At 66.3% G+C, this 15,749-nt stretch carries 15 protein-coding genes; 8 read left to right on the plus strand and 7 right to left on the minus strand.

The features are described from left to right. Positions 1-56: 56 nt before the first annotated feature. Positions 57-926 carry a phosphotransferase family protein gene (locus tag A3840_RS17630; RefSeq protein ID WP_165603219.1) on the plus strand — a complete coding sequence of 290 codons (870 nt, stop codon included), beginning with the start codon at positions 57-59 and terminating at the stop codon, positions 924-926. Here A3840_RS17630 and A3840_RS17635 read toward each other — a convergent pair. The 3 genes from A3840_RS17635 to A3840_RS19350 are packed head-to-tail and all read right to left on the minus strand — an operon-like array spanning position 923 to position 2,791. Continuing rightward, positions 923-1,153: a hypothetical protein gene (locus A3840_RS17635; RefSeq protein WP_067460053.1), complete on the minus strand. Its 231-nt coding sequence runs from the start codon at positions 1,151-1,153 to the stop codon at positions 923-925. The two genes, A3840_RS17630 and A3840_RS17635, sit on opposite strands and share 4 nt — an antisense overlap. Positions 1,154-1,174: 21 nt before the next feature. Next, the gene (locus A3840_RS17640) at positions 1,175-2,017 is read right to left on the minus strand and encodes a S49 family peptidase (RefSeq protein WP_067460056.1); all 843 of its coding nucleotides are present in this window, start codon (positions 2,015-2,017) and stop codon (positions 1,175-1,177) included. A 48-nt stretch (positions 2,018-2,065) separates the two neighbouring features. After that, positions 2,066-2,791: a tRNA1(Val) (adenine(37)-N6)-methyltransferase gene (locus A3840_RS19350; protein WP_165603220.1), complete on the minus strand. Its 726-nt coding sequence runs from the start codon at positions 2,789-2,791 to the stop codon at positions 2,066-2,068. Between the two features lie 148 nt (positions 2,792-2,939). Here A3840_RS19350 and A3840_RS17650 point away from each other — a divergent pair, with 148 nt between their 5' ends. After that, entirely contained in the window at positions 2,940-3,959 is a 1,020-nt protein-coding gene (locus A3840_RS17650) for a polyprenyl synthetase family protein (protein WP_067460062.1), read from the plus strand. Positions 3,960-4,365: 406 nt separating this feature from the next. Here the strand turns inward: A3840_RS17650 and A3840_RS17655 are convergent, their stop codons facing one another. The 3 genes from A3840_RS17655 to A3840_RS17665 form a co-directional block, all read right to left on the minus strand. Beyond that, positions 4,366-5,241, minus strand: coding sequence for a 4-(cytidine 5'-diphospho)-2-C-methyl-D-erythritol kinase (locus A3840_RS17655; RefSeq protein ID WP_067460064.1), 876 nt, complete (start codon positions 5,239-5,241; stop codon positions 4,366-4,368). A 5-nt stretch (positions 5,242-5,246) separates the two neighbouring features. Next, a complete protein-coding gene (locus A3840_RS17660; RefSeq protein WP_067460067.1) occupies positions 5,247-6,980 on the minus strand; it encodes a tetratricopeptide repeat protein in 1,734 nt (577 codons plus the stop codon). A gap of 163 nt (positions 6,981-7,143) precedes the next feature. Next, on the minus strand, positions 7,144-8,796 hold the full coding sequence (locus tag A3840_RS17665; RefSeq protein WP_067460070.1) for an electron transfer flavoprotein-ubiquinone oxidoreductase: 1,653 nt from the start codon (positions 8,794-8,796) through the stop codon (positions 7,144-7,146). Positions 8,797-8,861: 65 nt separating this feature from the next. On the opposite strand from A3840_RS17665, the gene A3840_RS17670 reads away from it, so the two are divergent. From A3840_RS17670 to moaB, 5 genes are all read left to right on the plus strand, one after another. Continuing rightward, positions 8,862-9,665, plus strand: a complete 804-nt coding sequence (locus tag A3840_RS17670) for a uracil-DNA glycosylase (RefSeq protein ID WP_067460073.1) — start codon at positions 8,862-8,864, stop codon at positions 9,663-9,665. A gap of 63 nt (positions 9,666-9,728) precedes the next feature. Then, complete coding sequence (locus A3840_RS17675) at positions 9,729-10,037, plus strand: type II toxin-antitoxin system TacA family antitoxin (RefSeq protein WP_067460077.1); 309 nt, start codon at positions 9,729-9,731, stop codon at positions 10,035-10,037. Next, positions 10,034-10,576 carry a GNAT family N-acetyltransferase gene (locus tag A3840_RS17680; protein ID WP_067460080.1) on the plus strand — a complete coding sequence of 181 codons (543 nt, stop codon included), beginning with the start codon at positions 10,034-10,036 and terminating at the stop codon, positions 10,574-10,576. The genes A3840_RS17675 and A3840_RS17680 overlap by 4 nt, the downstream gene beginning before the upstream one ends. 105 nt (positions 10,577-10,681) lie before the next feature. Continuing rightward, entirely contained in the window at positions 10,682-12,001 is a 1,320-nt protein-coding gene (locus A3840_RS17685) for an MFS transporter (RefSeq protein WP_067460083.1), read from the plus strand. Beyond that, positions 11,979-12,515, plus strand: coding sequence for a molybdenum cofactor biosynthesis protein B (moaB, locus tag A3840_RS17690; protein ID WP_067460087.1), 537 nt, complete (start codon positions 11,979-11,981; stop codon positions 12,513-12,515). The genes A3840_RS17685 and moaB overlap by 23 nt, the downstream gene beginning before the upstream one ends. A gap of 54 nt (positions 12,516-12,569) precedes the next feature. Here moaB and A3840_RS17695 read toward each other — a convergent pair whose 3' ends face one another. Next, positions 12,570-14,042 (minus strand): MDR family MFS transporter, encoded by a 1,473-nt coding sequence (locus A3840_RS17695; RefSeq protein ID WP_245676662.1) that lies wholly within the window; start codon positions 14,040-14,042, stop codon positions 12,570-12,572. A 375-nt stretch (positions 14,043-14,417) separates the two neighbouring features. Between A3840_RS17695 and A3840_RS17700 the strand changes: the two genes are divergently transcribed. Beyond that, complete coding sequence (locus A3840_RS17700; protein ID WP_067460093.1) at positions 14,418-15,566, plus strand: PA0069 family radical SAM protein; 1,149 nt, start codon at positions 14,418-14,420, stop codon at positions 15,564-15,566. Positions 15,567-15,749 lie beyond the last annotated feature (183 nt).

The raw sequence follows: 15,749 nt of genomic DNA on the forward strand, positions 1-15,749 counted from the left end.
TGGCGCAGAGGGCTTTCCCATTGACACCATTGCAATGCCGATCGCAGATGCCGCCCATGATTGCCTCCGACCAGGACATCCTCGCCCGCCTCGGCCATTCCGGCGCTCCGCGTCTCGGCGCAGGCAGCGAAGCGCAGGTCTATGCGCTGGGCGAGGATCGCGTCGCCCGGATCATGCGGCCCGGCGCGCGCCTGGTCGAAGCCGAGGCCCGCGCCGCCTTGCTGCGGGAAATCGCCGCCAATGCGCGGCGCCTGCCCTTCCGCACGCCGGCGGTTGAAAGCGTCCATGAAATGGATGGCCGAGTGCTCGCCATCGAGGCGCGCCTGCCGGGCGAGCCGGTTTCGCATCTGCTCACGCTTTGCAAAGGCGAAGATCGCGAAAAACTGCTGGCCGATTATCTCGATTCGGCCGCGACCATTTCCACCATCGCCGTGGCGCGTCCCGCTTTCGGCCCGTTGCTTGGCGGGGAAAGCCTGCGGGCGCCGCGCTGGGAGGGCTTTGTGCAGGCCCGCTCGCGAGACAGCCTGGCGACATGCCCGCCGGACCTGCGCGCGGCCGTGGCTCTTGCCGCCGAAACCATGCTGCCCGAGCCCGAGCGTCCGGCGCTGGTGCATCTCGATTATTTCCCGGGCAATGTCCTGGCGCGCCACAACAGGGTGACGGCAGTGCTCGATTTCGGCCCCTCCGCGGTGATCGGCGATGCGCGGATGGAGGCCTGGAGCGCCGTGGCCTATCTCGACCCCGAGATCTCGCCCGCCGCCACGGATGCCGATCGGGCCCAGGCCATGGCCTGGCTCGCCCAACACAATCTCATCAGTGATTACATGCCGGCCAAACGCTGGCTGGCGGCCGCCTGGTCCTTCGCCCATGACGATGCCGCGCTCATGGCCTGGTGCCGCCGCATCCTGCTGACGGACGCGGCCTAGCCGTCGTCCCGGTCGCGGCCATCCTTGGGCCGGTAGGTGCCGTCCTTGTCCTGCTTGAGATCGATGACGTCGGGGCGCTGGCGTTCGGCCAGGTCGCGCTGGCGGCGGGCGAGGCGCGCCTGTTCGTCGTCCTTCTTGAACTTGCCGGACCAATCCATCCAGATGCGGCGAATGCCGAGATAGATGAGCAGGCCGAGACCGAGAAAGAGCAGGATGCGCAGCAGCATGGCGGAACGGACCGTTGGAGCCTAGAGGCCGAGGCGCGCCCACCAGGCGCGATCCTCGATGGAATGGGTGACGTCTTCTACCATCGATTGGGCGGAAAATCCCAGCCGGGGCAATGCGAAGAAAGGGCGCTTGGGCGCGATCTGCCGGAGCTCGATGTCCTCGCCATAGCGCTCGCGCAAGGTGCCATGCAGGTCGCCGATGCCATCGACCAGGCCCAGTTCGACGCCGCGCATTCCGGTCCACCATTCGCCGGTGAACAGCACGTCGTCCGCCGCCTTGAGCCGGCCTTTGCGGCCGGCCTTCACATGGTCGATGAACACCTGGTGGATATCGAGCTCGAACTGCTTGATGCGCTCCACGTCTTCCGCCTTTTCCGGCAGGAAGGGATCGAGGGTGGACTTGTTGCGGCCCGCCGTGTGCACGCGCCGTTCGATCCCCAGCTTGTCGATGGCGCCGACAAAGCCGAAGCTGGCCATGATGACGCCGACCGAGCCGACGATGGAGGATGGGTCGACCAGGATTTCGTCGCCCGCCACGGCGATGAAATAGCCGCCCGAGGCGGCCGCGTCCTCGACGAAGACGATGACCTTCTTGCCATTCCGGTCGGCCAGGTCGCGGATGCGCTTGGAGATCAGCCGGCTCTGCACCGGCGAGCCGCCGGGCGAATTGATGACGATAGCCACGGCCGGCGCCGATTTCATCGCGAAGGCCTTGGCCAGAAGCGGTTCGACGCCGGCGATATTGAGCCGGCCGGGGCGCTGTTCGGCGGCGATGACGCCCTGCAGGCGCACCACGGGAATGACAGGCAGACGGCGCACGATCCGGCTCAGCCAATTGCGTTTCGGCGCTTTTGTCTCGCTCATGTCCACTCCTTTGATTTTCCGGCAGGATTTAGGGTGCCGCCCGCCCGATTACCAGTCCAGGCAGGCCTGGCCGCGGAAGATCGCCTCGAATTCGGGCGCAAAGGCGTTGCCCTCCTCCCCGTGCAGCACGCGCGTGGCCCGCAGAATCAGCGGCGCGCGCGATCCCTTGATTGCCCGGACCAGGATGCGGGTCGCGGCGGCGCCGGGGCGCGGCGCCAGCGGCAGCACGTCCAGCGCGCCGAATCTGCGATGCAGGCTTGCGAGCAGTTCGGCCAGGCCCTCGGCCGGATAGATGACGATCACCCTTCCCCCCGCCGTCGCGCAGGCGGCCGCGCAGCGCAGCCAGAGATCGAGGCTGCCTACCTCCATGTGCCGGGCATCCGCCCGGCCGGCCTGCGGCGCCAATGTGCCCCGGCCGGCGGCGAAGAAGGGCGGATTGGCGATGACCACGTCATGGCCATTGTCGATCAGCCCCGCCGCCCGCCGGGCGGCCGCCCCCGCCGTCACGTCCACCGCCACGATGCCGGCGCGTCCGGCAAAGCCGTTGCCGGCCACGTTTTCCTCGGCCAAAGCCAGCGCCTGGGGGTCGCGCTCGGCCAGCAAGGCCGTCTCGGCCCGGCCCAGCGCCAGCGCCACCAGCCCCGCCGCGCCGGTCCCCGCGCCCAGGTCGAGCAGTTTTGCCGTGCCCACCGGCACGGCGGCGCCCAGCAGCACGCTGTCCAGCCCGGCGCGAAAACCGTTGCGGGGCTGCGACAGAGTGAGCCTGCCACCCAAAAAGGCGTCGCGCGTTGGAGTTTGGTGTTTTACAAGATCGGCTGGCTGGTCTAGGGACATCGCACCCGGATGGCTGGTTTCGCACGATCCTACATGGCTCGCGGCGACGGTCTCAACCCGATTTGCCTGATCTGGCAACAAGGACGTTATGGCGGTGTCAGTTCTGCCCCAGATGAAACAAGCGCCAGAGATGAATCCGGTCGAACGGCTCATGGCCGCGACCGCTGCCGACATGGCGCGCGTCAACGACCTGATTCTGGATCGCGCCCGCTCCCATGTCGACATGGTGCCGGAGCTGGCGCGCTATCTCATCGACAGCGGCGGCAAGCGCCTGCGGCCCATGCTCACCGTGGCCGCGGCGATCCTGTTCGGGCGCGGCCAGGGCCATGCCGTCAATTTCGCCGCCGCCGTCGAATTCATGCACAATGCCACCCTGCTGCACGATGATGTCGTGGACGAGAGCGACATGCGCCGGGGCAAGCCGGCCGCCCGCATGGTCTGGGGCAACAAGGCCTCGATCCTGGTCGGCGATTTCCTGCTCGGCCAGGCCTTCATGATGATGGTGGAAACCGGCGACATCGAAGCGCTGGGCGTGCTCTCGGCCGCCTCGGCCGTGATGGCGGAGGGCGAGGTGTTCCAGCTCGCCAAGACCGGCGATCTCGAAACCAGCGCCGCCGATTATGCCGAAGTCATCCGCGCCAAGACCGCCGTTCTGTTCGAAGCCGCCTGCGCCGTCGGTGCCATGTCGGGCGGCGCCGATGCGGCCGGCCGCAAGGCGCTGGCGCTCTACGGGCTCGAACTGGGCAATGCCTTCCAGCTCGTGGACGATGCGCTCGATTATGGCGGGCAATCGGGCACGCTGGGCAAGAATGTCGGCGACGACCTGCGCGAGGGCAAGATGACCCTGCCGGTCATCCTGGCGCTCGAAGCGGCCAGCGACAGCGAGCGCGCCATCATCGCCTCGGCTCTGGGCAAGCCCGACGCCACCGATCTCGAAGTGCATCAGGTGGTGGCGATCTTCAACCGCTACGACACGCTCAGGCGCACCCTCGACAAGGCCCGCGACCACGCCAAAGCCGCCATCGCCGCGCTCGATTCCCTCCCCGACAGCGAGATGAAAACCATCCTCGCCGACGTCGTGCAACACAGCGTCAGCCGCGCGAGCTGAGTTTTTTCATTCGTCTTTGAGGCTTTTGGCCGGTAGCCCCGCCCATCATTCCAAATCGTCATTGCCGGGCTTGTCCCGGCAATCCATCTTGGGGAGGCATGGACCACCGGGACACGCCCGGTGGTGACGACGGCGGGTGGATCGCGCGGCTCCCCGCCCCATACGCGGTGCGCCACCTCCCCCTTGACGGGGGAGGATGGGAGGGGGTTCGGGAGCCACGATGTTCGAGCGTGTCGCCCCCCTCCCGAGCGCCGCTAGGGTCCTCACGGACCCAAGCTCTGCTTGCCCTCCCCGCAAGGGGGAGGGTAGCCCCGCGAATCCCCCGAAGACCTCATGGTGAGCGCGTCGAACCACGAGGTCGGGCACGCCGAGACCTCTGCGCACGCGAAATCTTCTGGCGTGCCCCTCACACCCCCAGAAGCGGCGCCGAGCCCACCCAATATTCGGGATGCAGGCCGCGCATTTCGCGAGCGGCTTCGTGGGCCTGGCCTTCGGAGCCGAACAGGCCGAATATCGTGGCGCCCGAGCCGGACATGCGCGCCAGCATGCAGCCGGGGCTCGCCGCCATCTCGCCGATCAGCGTGCCGATTTCCGGCACCAGCTTGATGGCGGGCGGCTCGAGATCGTTGCGCGTCTCGGCCAGCCACAGGCCCAGTTGCGCCGGGCGGGTCAGCGGGTCGGGCAAGGCGGGCAGCGGATAATTGTCATGCGCCCGCAGTCGCCGGAACACATCGGCCGTGGCCACGGCGATACCGGGATTGACCAGGGTGACGTAAAGCCGGGGAAATTCGGCGAGCGGGGAGAGGATTTCGCCCACGCCCCGCGCCACCAGCGGCCGCGACAGGAGGCAGGCCGGCACATCGGCGCCCAGCCCCGCGGCAAGATCGGCCAATTCACCCAGAAGCAGCTTTTGCGGGGCCAGACCGGCCATGATGCGCAGGGCGGCGGCGGCATCGGCCGAGCCGCCGCCAATGCCGGCGGCCACCGGCAGGTTCTTGGTGAGGCGCATGGCGAGGCCCGGCGGCGCCAGATGCGGCCAGCGCGCCCGGAAGGCGGCCACGGCCCGCAGCACCAGATTGTTCCGCTCCGTGCCGAGCCGGCCGCCGAAGGGCCCGTCGATGACCAGGCTGTCCGCCTCGGCGGGGCGCGCTTCCAGCTCGTCGGAAATATCGGCGAACACGACCAGGCTTTCCAGGTCGTGATAGCCGTCCTCGCGCCGATGCGTCACATGCAGCGCCAGGTTGATCTTGGCCGGCGCTGCCTGGGTGGCGAAATCGTCCATCGGCCCTATTCGGTCTCGTTTTCCGGGGTCAGGCCGTCTTCCAGCTTGGGCAGGACGCGTTCGGTCACCGTGCCGACCGTGTCCACCGAGCGGGCAATGTTCCACTGGAACCGCGCCTCGAGCCGCCGCCCCACCTTCCAATAGGCATCGCCCAGGTGGTCGTTGATTTCCGGGTCGGACGGCAGCAGCATCACCGCGCGCTCCAGCGTCTCGACCGCCTCGTCGAGCCGCCCAAGCTTGTAGAAGGCCCAGCCGAGCGAATCGATGATGTAGCCGTCCTGGGGCTGCCCTTCGACGGCCTTCTCGATCATTTCCAGCGCCTCTTCGAGGTGCATGTCCATGTCGATCCAGCTATAGCCAAGATAGTTCAGCACCTGTGGCTGGTCGGGATTGAGCTCCAGCGCCCGCTGGAAATCGGCCTCCGCCTCAGGCCATTGCTTGGCCCGCTCATAGGCGATGCCGCGCACGTAATAGAAGCGCCAATCGGCCGGAGAATCGCCGCCCACCAGTTCGATGGCCTTGCTATAGGCCTCGGCCGAAGCGACATATTGCTCGTCATAGCGCAGCAGGTCGCCCAGCACCGAGACCGCATCGAGATCATCGGGGCGGGTGGCCACGATATTGCGCAGCCGGCGGATCGCCTCGGCGCGGTCGCCCATCGCGTCCAGGTTCTGCGCGACGCGCACCACGGCCATGGGCTTAAGCGGCGATTTGGCGGGCACGGCATCGTAGATGCCATTGGCCATTTCGTGCTGGCCCGAAATATCGAGCAATTGCCCCAGCGCCAGGGCGACGACGTCGGAATTGGGATCGAGATAGACGCCGAGCCGCAGGAAGACCATGCCCAGGTCGCGGCTGCCGTCGCGCGACAGGGCCACGCCCAGCCCGTGGAACATTTCGGCCGCGCCCACCTGCACGCTGGTGGTGAAGACGCCGGGGCGGCGCCCCGCATCCACCGCTTCGCGCAGATTGCGGATCACGGCATGGCTCATGCCCTGGGCCTCATATTGGTCCAGCACGTCGCGGGCTGCGTCGAAATCGCCGGAATTGGCGAGCATGCGCGCATAGACTTCGGCCATGCGCACCACATAGGGCTCGGCGTCGAAGGCCTGCTCGGCGAGGCGCAGCGCCAGGGGCATATTGCCCCCCGCCTCGGCCATGAGCGCGCGGTGGAAGACCAGGAAATCGCCGAGCCCGTTGCCGCCCAGCCGGTTCATCAGCGTCTCGGCTTCGTTCGCCTTGCCCTCGCCCACCAGGGCCCAGGCCCGCATGATGCCTGCGGTAATGCCGCTGAACGTGTCTTCGCCCACGACCTGCAATTGGCGCTCCACGGCGCCATAGCGGCGCTCCTTGAGCGCTTCGCTGGCCACGACCAGCGCCGCCAATTGGTTGGCGGGGTCGAGTTCCAGCATGCGGCGGGCCGTGGTCGCGGCCTTGCCGATCTGTCCGTCGGCGGCCAGGGCCACGAAGGCGCGCTCGATCAGGATCGGATCGTCCCAATTGGCTTGGGCGGCATCGTTGAAGAAGCGCGCGGCCTCGTCGGTGCGCAGATCCTTGATGGCCTGCTGCCCGGCGAGATAGGCGCCGGTCACGCTGGGCCGGAACAGCTTGAGCAGGTCGCGCGCGGTTTCCTGCACCTTCATGCCGGCCTCGAATTGCGCATTGGCGGGCAGCGCCGTCAGCGCCAGCATGGCGGCGGCAAGAAGGGGCAGGGCCCGGCGAATGGAAAACAGGGTCACGAGACTGGTTTCTCCCTAGAGCAGTTCCGGGAAAAGTGGACGCCACCTTTCCGTTTCGGCAACGCCACCGACCCGCGAGGTCAGAACCGTTCCCGGCAGCAAATCGGCGCAAACATTGTCCGTTTTGGGACCGCGCCGCAAGGCCGTCGCATTCTGCGCGGCGTCACATTCCGCTGTAGTTCGGCCCGCTGCCGCCTTCGGGCGGCACCCAGGTGATGTTGCGCGCCGGGTCCTTGATATCGCAGGTCTTGCAGTGGACGCAGTTCGCCGCATGGATGCGGAAGACCTTCTCGCCCCCCTCCTCGGCCATTTCATAGACCCCGGCCGGGCAGTAAAGCGGGGCCGGTTCGCCGTAAAGCGGCAGGTTTTCGCGCACGGGGATGGCGGGGTCGGCCAGCTTGAGATGCAGCGGCTGGTCCTCGTCATGGGCCAGATTGGCCAGGAAGACCGAAGATGCCCGGTCGAATGTGGTCCGTCCGTCCGGCCTTTCATAGCGGCGCGGGGTCACTTCCGAGATCGGCTTCAACTTTGCGCTATCGGGCGCGGTCCAGCGCAGGGTGCCGAAGGGCGAAACGCGCAGGATGGCCTGGCACCACATGTCCAAGCCGCCCAGGGCGGCGCCCACCAGCGTGCCGAAACGCGACCAGAGCGGCTTGAGATTGCGCACGCCGCGCAATTCCGTCTCGATGCCGGTGGCCATGATGCGATGGCCGAAATCGTCGATCACGTCATGCTCCCGGCCCGCCGCAATCGCCGCACCCACCGCGTCGGCGGCGCCGATGCCGGACAGGATGGCATTGTGGATAGCCTTGAGGCGCGGGGCATTCATGAAGCCGGCCGCGCAGCCGATCAGCCCGCCCCCCGCAAAGGCCAGGTGCGGCACCGCCTGGAGGCCGCCGGCCGTCAGCGCCCGCGCGCCGTAGCTGATGCGGCTCGCCCCTTCCAGCAGGGGAGCGATGGCGGGATGGGTCTTGAAGCGCTGGAATTCGTCGAAGGGCGAGAGCGTCGGATCGGCATAGTCGAGATGCACGACATAGCCGAGATAGAGCTTGTTGTCCTGGGCATGGTAGGCGAAGCCGCCGCCGCCGGTACCATTGTCGAGCGGCCAGCCCAGATAATGATCGACCTGGCCGGGCCGGTGTTTCTCGGCTGGAATGTCCCAGACTTCCTTGATCCCCAGCCCGAATTTCTGCGGGCTCGAGGTTTCCGCCAGCGCGAAGGTGCCGATCAGCGCCTTGGCCAGCGAGCCCCGCGCGCCTTCGGCGATCAGGGTATATTTCGCCTCGAGTGCGATGCCCTCTGCATGGCCCGGCTTGGGATTACCCGCATGGTCGAGCCCCAGATCGCCGGTAATGATGCCGCGCACCGGTCCCTCGCCATCGCGAAGCACATCCACCGCCGCCGTCATGGGGAAAATATCGACGCCCAGTTCGGCCGCCTGCTCGCCGAGCCAGCGCACCAGTTCGCCCAGGCTGACGATCACCCCGTCCCGGGTCCGCATCTGCGGGGGGATCATGAAATGGGGGAAGGCGAAGTCATGCCTGCGGGTGAGGAAATGATAGCGGTCCGTTGTCACTTCCGGGCCGATCGGCGCATTCTTGAGCCGCCAGTCGGGGATCAGCGCATCGAGCCCCACCGGGTCCATCACCGCCCCGGACAGGATATGCCCGCCCAGTTCCGCCGCCTTTTCCACCACGGTCACGGCGATGTCGGGATGGCGCTGCTTCAGCCGGATCGCAGCCGAGAGCCCCGCGGGACCGGCCCCCACGATCAGGACATCTGTGGACAGCACTTCACGATTGCCGGCATCTGCCATGGATTTTACTCTCGGGGCCAGGGCGCGACTTTCCGCCCGTTCCGGGGTGTGACATAACGGGCCCGATGTCTCAAGATCGCGCCCTCAATAACGCCGAAATGCTCTCGGTGCTCGATTGGTATCGGGCGGCCGGAATCGATACGGCCGTGGGCGAGGCGCCGGTCGATCGCTTCGCACAAAAGCCCCCTGCCCCCGCGACCATGCCGCCACGCGCCGCGCCGATAGCGGCCCCGCCGCCCCAGGCCAGCGGCCCGGTGGGCGGCGATCCGAGCGAGGCGCGGCGGCTGGCCGCCTCGGCCGGCACGCTGGACGAATTGCGCGCCATTCTCAACGATTATACCGGCTGCGGCCTCAGGTTCCGCGCCACGCAACTGGTCTTCGCCGATGGCAATCCGCAAGCGAAAATCATGCTGATCGGCGAGGCGCCCGGCGCCGAGGAGGACCGGCAGGGCAAGCCCTTCGTGGGCCGCTCGGGCCAATTGCTCGACCGCATGCTGGCCGCCATCGGGCTCGACCGCGACAAAGTCTATATCGTCAACACCGTCCCCTGGCGGCCGCCCGGCAACCGCACGCCGACCCCCGAGGAGATGGAGCTCTGCCTGCCCTTCCTGCACCGGCAGGTGGAGCTGGTGGCGCCGAAACTGGTCATGACCCTGGGCGGGCCGGCCATGCAGACCGTGTTCAAGACCACCAATGGCATCATCAAGATGCGCGGCAAATGGCAGAACGTCACCATCGGCACCCACGCCGTCGACGCCCTGCCCACCCTGCACCCCGCCTATCTCCTCCGCAATCCCCCCGCCAAGCAACAGGCCTGGAAGGACTTGCTGAGCCTACGGATGAAAGTGGAGGCTTTGGGCCTCGGTTGATCACCATTGCAATGTACGCCTCTGAAGCGTACATTGCCCCCCCGAACAGAACAGGGGGTGGCAATGGGCGCTTTCCGAGATACAACCAAAGACATCGATGAACGGGCGACCGAGCGGATGAATTTCCGCACGAAGCCTCACATCAAGGCGGCCATTCATCGCGCCGCGACGCTCAGCGGTGTGGACGATAGCGTTTTCACGATGAATGCTGCCTATGCTTCCGCGCTTGAGACCATCGCGGCGCACGAGCGTACAATGCTTGAGCCGATGGATCATGCGGCGTTTTTCGAAGCGCTCGACAATAGTCCGAGGCCCACGCCGGCATTGGTGGAAGCCTTTGCCCGGCATCAGAGGCGCGTTACGTCCAAGTGACGGAAGACAGGTCCTTCACAATCGAGCCGTTCGATCCAGGCAGGCATGATCGAACGGCGTTTTCCTGCGGCGTCGAGCAGGTCGACAACTTCTTCAGAAAGACCGCCAACAAGCTTTCGCAGGCCGACAATACGCGCGTTTATGTCATGACTTCGGCAACCGGCGGCGTCATCGGCTTCTATGCGGTCAACGCCCATGCCGTCGATTATCAGGATCTCCCTCCGAAGTTTGCCCGCGCCCGCCCCTCGCATGGCTCCATTCCTGCGGCCTTTCTCTCGATGATCGGCGTCGACAGCCGTTATGCCGGCCAGGGCTATGGCGGCGACCTGCTCGTTGACGCGTTGCTTCGCATCGCAATCGCCGCGAGAAGCGTTGGTATCGCGGTCGTGATTCTCGACGTACTTGACGATGGTCGACCTACCCTGGTGACCCGCCGCCAGGCGCTTTATGCCAGATATGGTTTCCGACCCTTGGCCTCCAATCCGCTGCGCATGTTCCTGCCGGTGGCCACCATTCGTCAGGTGCTGGCAGGGCAATAGGGCGGTTCTGCCCGACTTTTGGGCTACACATGGCAATTTGCCACGTTATGGTCGCGTTCGACTGATTTGCACACACGCAGACACTAACGAAGGCCCGCGCGCGTCATGGCTTCCGTCATCAAGATTTATGCCCTGTTCCTGGGTTCGGCCCTGCTCATGTTCGGCGGCGGGCTGCAGGGATTGCTGCTCTCGGTGCGCGGCGCGGAGGAGAATTTCTCGCTCCTGGCTTTGGGCCTGATCGGCACCGGCTGGTCGGTGGGCTTCGTCGCCGGCTCGCTGACCGTGCCGCTGGTGGTGCGCAAGGTCGGCCATATCCGCGCCTTCTCGGTCATGGCGGCCATCGGCACCATCACCATCCTGCTCAACCTGCTCTGGATCAACGATGTGAGCTGGATCGTGCTGCGTGCCCTGTCCGGCTTCTGCTTTGCCGGGGCGGCGATGATCGTGGAGAGCTGGCTCAATGAAGTGGCCGACAACGAGAGCCGCGGCACCATCTTTTCGATCTACACCACCATCAACATGGCCTCCTCCACCATGGGGCAGATCGCCATGTCGGTGACCGGCACGGGCGGCTATATCCCCTTCGTCGTGGGCGCCATCAGCTTCATCTGCGCGGTGCTGCCGACCTCGCTCACCTCCAGTCCCCAGCCGCGCCCGCTGACTTCGGCCCGGCTGGACCTGCCGCTTTTGATCCGCACTTCGCCGGTGGCGGCGGTGGCGGCGTTCTGCTGCGGCATGACCAATGGCGCTTTCGGCACGCTGGCCCCGGTCTATGGGTTCGAGCAGGGCATGGATGCCAGCGGCATCGCCCTGCTCTTCGCCATTGCGGCCATTGCCGGCGCCATCGGCCAGATCCCGTTCGGGCGCTTGTCCGACCGGATCGACCGCCGCCAGGTCATGGTGGGCCTGGGCGCCTTCGCCGCCCTGGTGGGGCTGCTGGTCGTGCTGCTCAATCCCGGGCCCGGCTGGGTGACCTTCACGCTCTTCGCCCTTTACGGTCTCGCCGCCAATCCGCTCTATCCGATCGCGGTGGCCCATGCGAACGACTTTGCCCGCGATGGCGAATTCGCCAAGGTGGCAGGCGGCATGCTGCTGATCTACGGCACCGGGCTGGCGCTGGGCCCCACTCTGGCCTCGATGCTGATGGGGGCCATCGCGCCCATGGCGCTGTTCATGGTCACCGCCCTGTTCCACGCCGGCGTGGCGGGCTTTGCCTTCCTGCGCATGCGCGCCCGCAAGAGCATCGATGCCGCGGCGCGCGCGCCGTTCCAGCCCATGGGCCCGGAAACCCCGGAAACGGTGGCGCTCGATCCGCGGGCGGACAGCGATGGCCCCGCCGCCCCGGCCGAACATGAAGCAGGCGTGCCCGAAGAGCTGATCGAGACCCCGGAGGATAAGAGCGATGTTCAAGACGCAAAGATTTGAGGATCGCGATTTCAAGCCGCTCGCCATCGCCGTCATCGCCGTGTCCGATACCCGGACGCTGGAGACCGATACCGGCGGGGCGCTGCTCAAATCGCTCCTCGAAGCCGATGGCCATCATTGCCATAGCCGCCAGGTAATCCGCGACGATATCCAGCTCATCCGCGCCGCCTTGCAGGCCCTGGTCGCCGATCCGGGCGTCGATGTGGTGCTCACCACGGGCGGCACCGGCTTTTCCGGCCGCGACGTGACGCCCGAGGCGGTCGAGCCGCTGTTCGACAAGCGGATGGAGGGCTTTTCGGTGCTGTTCCACCAATATTCCGCCTCCACGGTCGGCACGAGCTCGCTGCAATCGCGGGCCACCGCGGGGCTGATCGGCACTACCTTCGTCTTCTGCCTGCCCGGTTCGCGCGGGGCCTGCCGCGATGCCTGGGAAGGCATTCTCAGCCGTCAGCTCGATTACCGGCACAAGCCCTGCAATTTCGTCGAACTGATGCCCCGGCTGGCCGAGCGCTAAGAAAAAAGGCGCCGGATTGCTCCGGCGCCCATCAGATCATGATCTTTGTAGCTGTCAGTGCCCGTGGCTCATGCCCGGTGCGCCGCCTGCGGGCCGCCGCACGAAGAAGGCCGCCACCACCATCAGCACCGAGATAACGGCGCCGCACAGGAACCCGGCGCGAATGCCTGCCGCCAGCGCATCGACCTGGTCCAGCCCCTCGGCAATGCCGCCGGCCGTGCGCAGGCTCATCACCGCCACGAACAGCGCGATACCCGCCGCGCCCGCCACCTGCTGCACCGAGCCGAGGATGGCGCTGGCATGGGAATAGAGCGGCATCGGCACCGAGCCCATGGACGAGGTGAAGAGCGGCGTGAAGGTCAGCGCCAGGCCGAAGCTCAGCGTGATATGGCCGGCCACCACCGCCCAGACCGGAGTGAACTGGCTGACGAAGGTCAGCGCCCACATGACCGCCGAAACCAGGATCACCCCCGGCACCAGCAGCGGGCGCGGCCCGACGCGGTCATAGAGACGGCCGACGATCGGCCCCATCAGGCCCATGAGCAGCCCGCCCGGCAGCAGGATCATGCCCGTCTGCAGGGTATCGAGGCCCAGCACGTTCTGGGTATAGATCGGCAGCAGGATCGAGCTGCCCAGCAGCGCCACCATGGCGATGGCCATGGTGATCAGGGCCATGGTGTAATTGCGGTGCTGCAGGGTACGCAGGTCGAGCAGCGCCTTGTCCTGCCGGGCCAGCTTCATCTGCCGGGCGATGAAGATCGCCATGGCCACCGCGCCGATCACGATCGGCAGCCAGGCCGGAATGACCGAGGGATGCTCGGCGCCTTCACCCAGGCTCGACAGGCCATAGACCAGGCCGCCAAAGGCGAAGGCCGAGAGGATCACCGAAAGCACGTCGAGCGGCGCATAGCGCGGCGTAGACACGTTGCGGATCCGCAACGCGCCCAGCAGCAGAGCGCCGATGGCGATGGGCAGGGTGAAATAGAACATGAAGCGCCAGTCGAAATGGCCCAGGATGAAGCCGCCGATGGTCGGTCCGATGGCCGGCGCCACCGCCATGACGATGGAGATATTGCCCATGGTCTTGCCGCGCCCCTCGGGCGGCACCAGCGTCATCACCGTGGTCATCAGCAGCGGCATCATGATGGCCGTGCCGATGGCCTGCACCACGCGGCCGGCGATCAGCATTTCGAGGCCCGGCGCCAGCGCGCAGGCCAGCGTGCCCAGCGTGAAGACCGACATGGCGAGCATGAAGATCGGCCGCGTATTGATGCGCTGCAGCAGGAAGCCGGTGATCGGGATAACGATGGCCATGGTCAGGAGAAAGGCCGTGGTCAGCCATTGCGCCGCGCTCGCGGTCACGCCGAGATCGTTCATCAGGTGGGGAATGGCCACGCTCATGATCGTCTCGTTGAGGAAGACCACGAAGGTCGAGACCAACAGGACAGCGATCACCAGCCGGTTCCGCGCTGCATTGTCGGGGTGATGCGGCGCGCTTTCGGGCAGCGCTTCCATTGTGGCTTCCATTGTCATCTCGTGTCCCTTTCGAGGATCGTGTCGCCCATACGACGGGGAGGGCCGCCGGCTTTCGACACCCGTTCCGAAAATTCCGCGACAGGCCATGTCAGCAGCGAACGCGCCAGCCCTGCGCATGCCGATCATCGCAGGCGCCGGAAATGCCGAATTGTTCACTTGACTGTCGGGGCCGGCGGGGCGGTTTCTCTACGCCACACATCGGGCTCCGTCCAGTCTTGTAATGCATGGCCGGTCTGCCGATATGCATGCCAGGCGTCTGCCCCGTCACGCAGACTTGTTCTTGTTATGTTCTCATGCATCTGCTAGCGTTTCCATGCGTTGGAAGAACGACGATTCTTCCGCGCAGCAGGCAGGAGACAGCGAGAAATGGCCCTTTATCAGGCCCCGTCCTTTGAAGCCCTGGAACGTTTGAGCCGCAGCCGCGACGCCGATCTGGCGCGGCGCGAACTGGTGCAGCCCGAGCGCATCAGGGGGCGCGGCGCGCAGTCCAATCGCTCCGGCCGGTTCGAACCCCATCAGCGCGACAGCTTCGACGATGGCTGGGGCAGCGTCGAGCCGCTGCCGCTGTTCGAAACGGTCGAGCATATCGAGCGCGCCAAATCCATCATCACCAGCAATGACAGCCCCGATATCGGCTTCGAGCGCTCGATCAATGCCTATCGTGGCTGCGAGCATGGCTGTTCCTATTGCTTCGCCCGGCCGACCCACGCCTATCTCGGCCACTCGGCCGGGATCGATTTCGAGCGCGACATCTATGTGAAGACCAATGCGGTGGAGGCGCTGCGCGCCGAACTGGCGGCCCGCAATTACCGGCCAAAACCCATCGCCATGGGCACCAATACCGACCCCTACCAGCCGGCGGAGCGCAAGCACAAGCTGACGCGCGGCATTCTCGAGGTCATGCTGGAAACCAGGCATCCGGTAATGATCACCACTAAATCAGCGCTGATCGTGCGCGATCTCGATCTGCTGACCGAACTGGCCCGGCTGGGCCTGGTCAAGGTCGCGCTGTCGGTGACCTCGATGGACCACAAGCTCAGCCGCAAGATGGAGCCGCGCGCCTCTTCGCCCGCCCGGCGGCTGGAGGCGATCCGCATCCTTTCGGAAGCCGGCATCCCCACGGCCATTTTCGCCTCGCCGATGATCCCGGCCATCAATGACATGGAGCTGGAACGCATTCTCGATGCCGGCAAGGCCCAGGGCGCGGTCAGCGCCGCCATGATCCTGCTGCGCCTGCCCGGCGAGGTGCGCGACGTGTTCCGCGAATGGCTGCTGCGTCATTTTCCGGACCGGGTGCGCCATGTCCTGGCTCTGGTGCGCGACACGCGCGGCGGCAAGGATTACGATTCGCGCTGGGGCACCCGCATGACCGGCGAAGGCCCCTATGCGATCCTCCTCCGCCAGCGCTTCGAAAAGGCCCGCGAGCGCTACGGCCTCGACGCCAAGCTCCCGCCCCTGCGCATCGACCTCTTCGAACCGCCCCGCCTCGAAACCCGGCAGATGAGCCTGTTTTAGCGCTGTCTTACCTCATCCGCTGATCGCCCTATTATCGCTCGTCAGCGGACCAACGCACCACGCGTCACCTTTCCCAACCCCAACGCGTCACCTTTCCCAACCCACTACTCGTCACCTTTCCCAGCCCACTACTCGTCACCCTCAGGCTTGTATCGGTGAAGTCTGTTTAAATGTTCCCGGGAG

The organism is Devosia elaeis (genome assembly GCF_001650025.1).
GTDB lineage: Bacteria > Pseudomonadota > Alphaproteobacteria > Rhizobiales > Devosiaceae > Devosia > Devosia elaeis.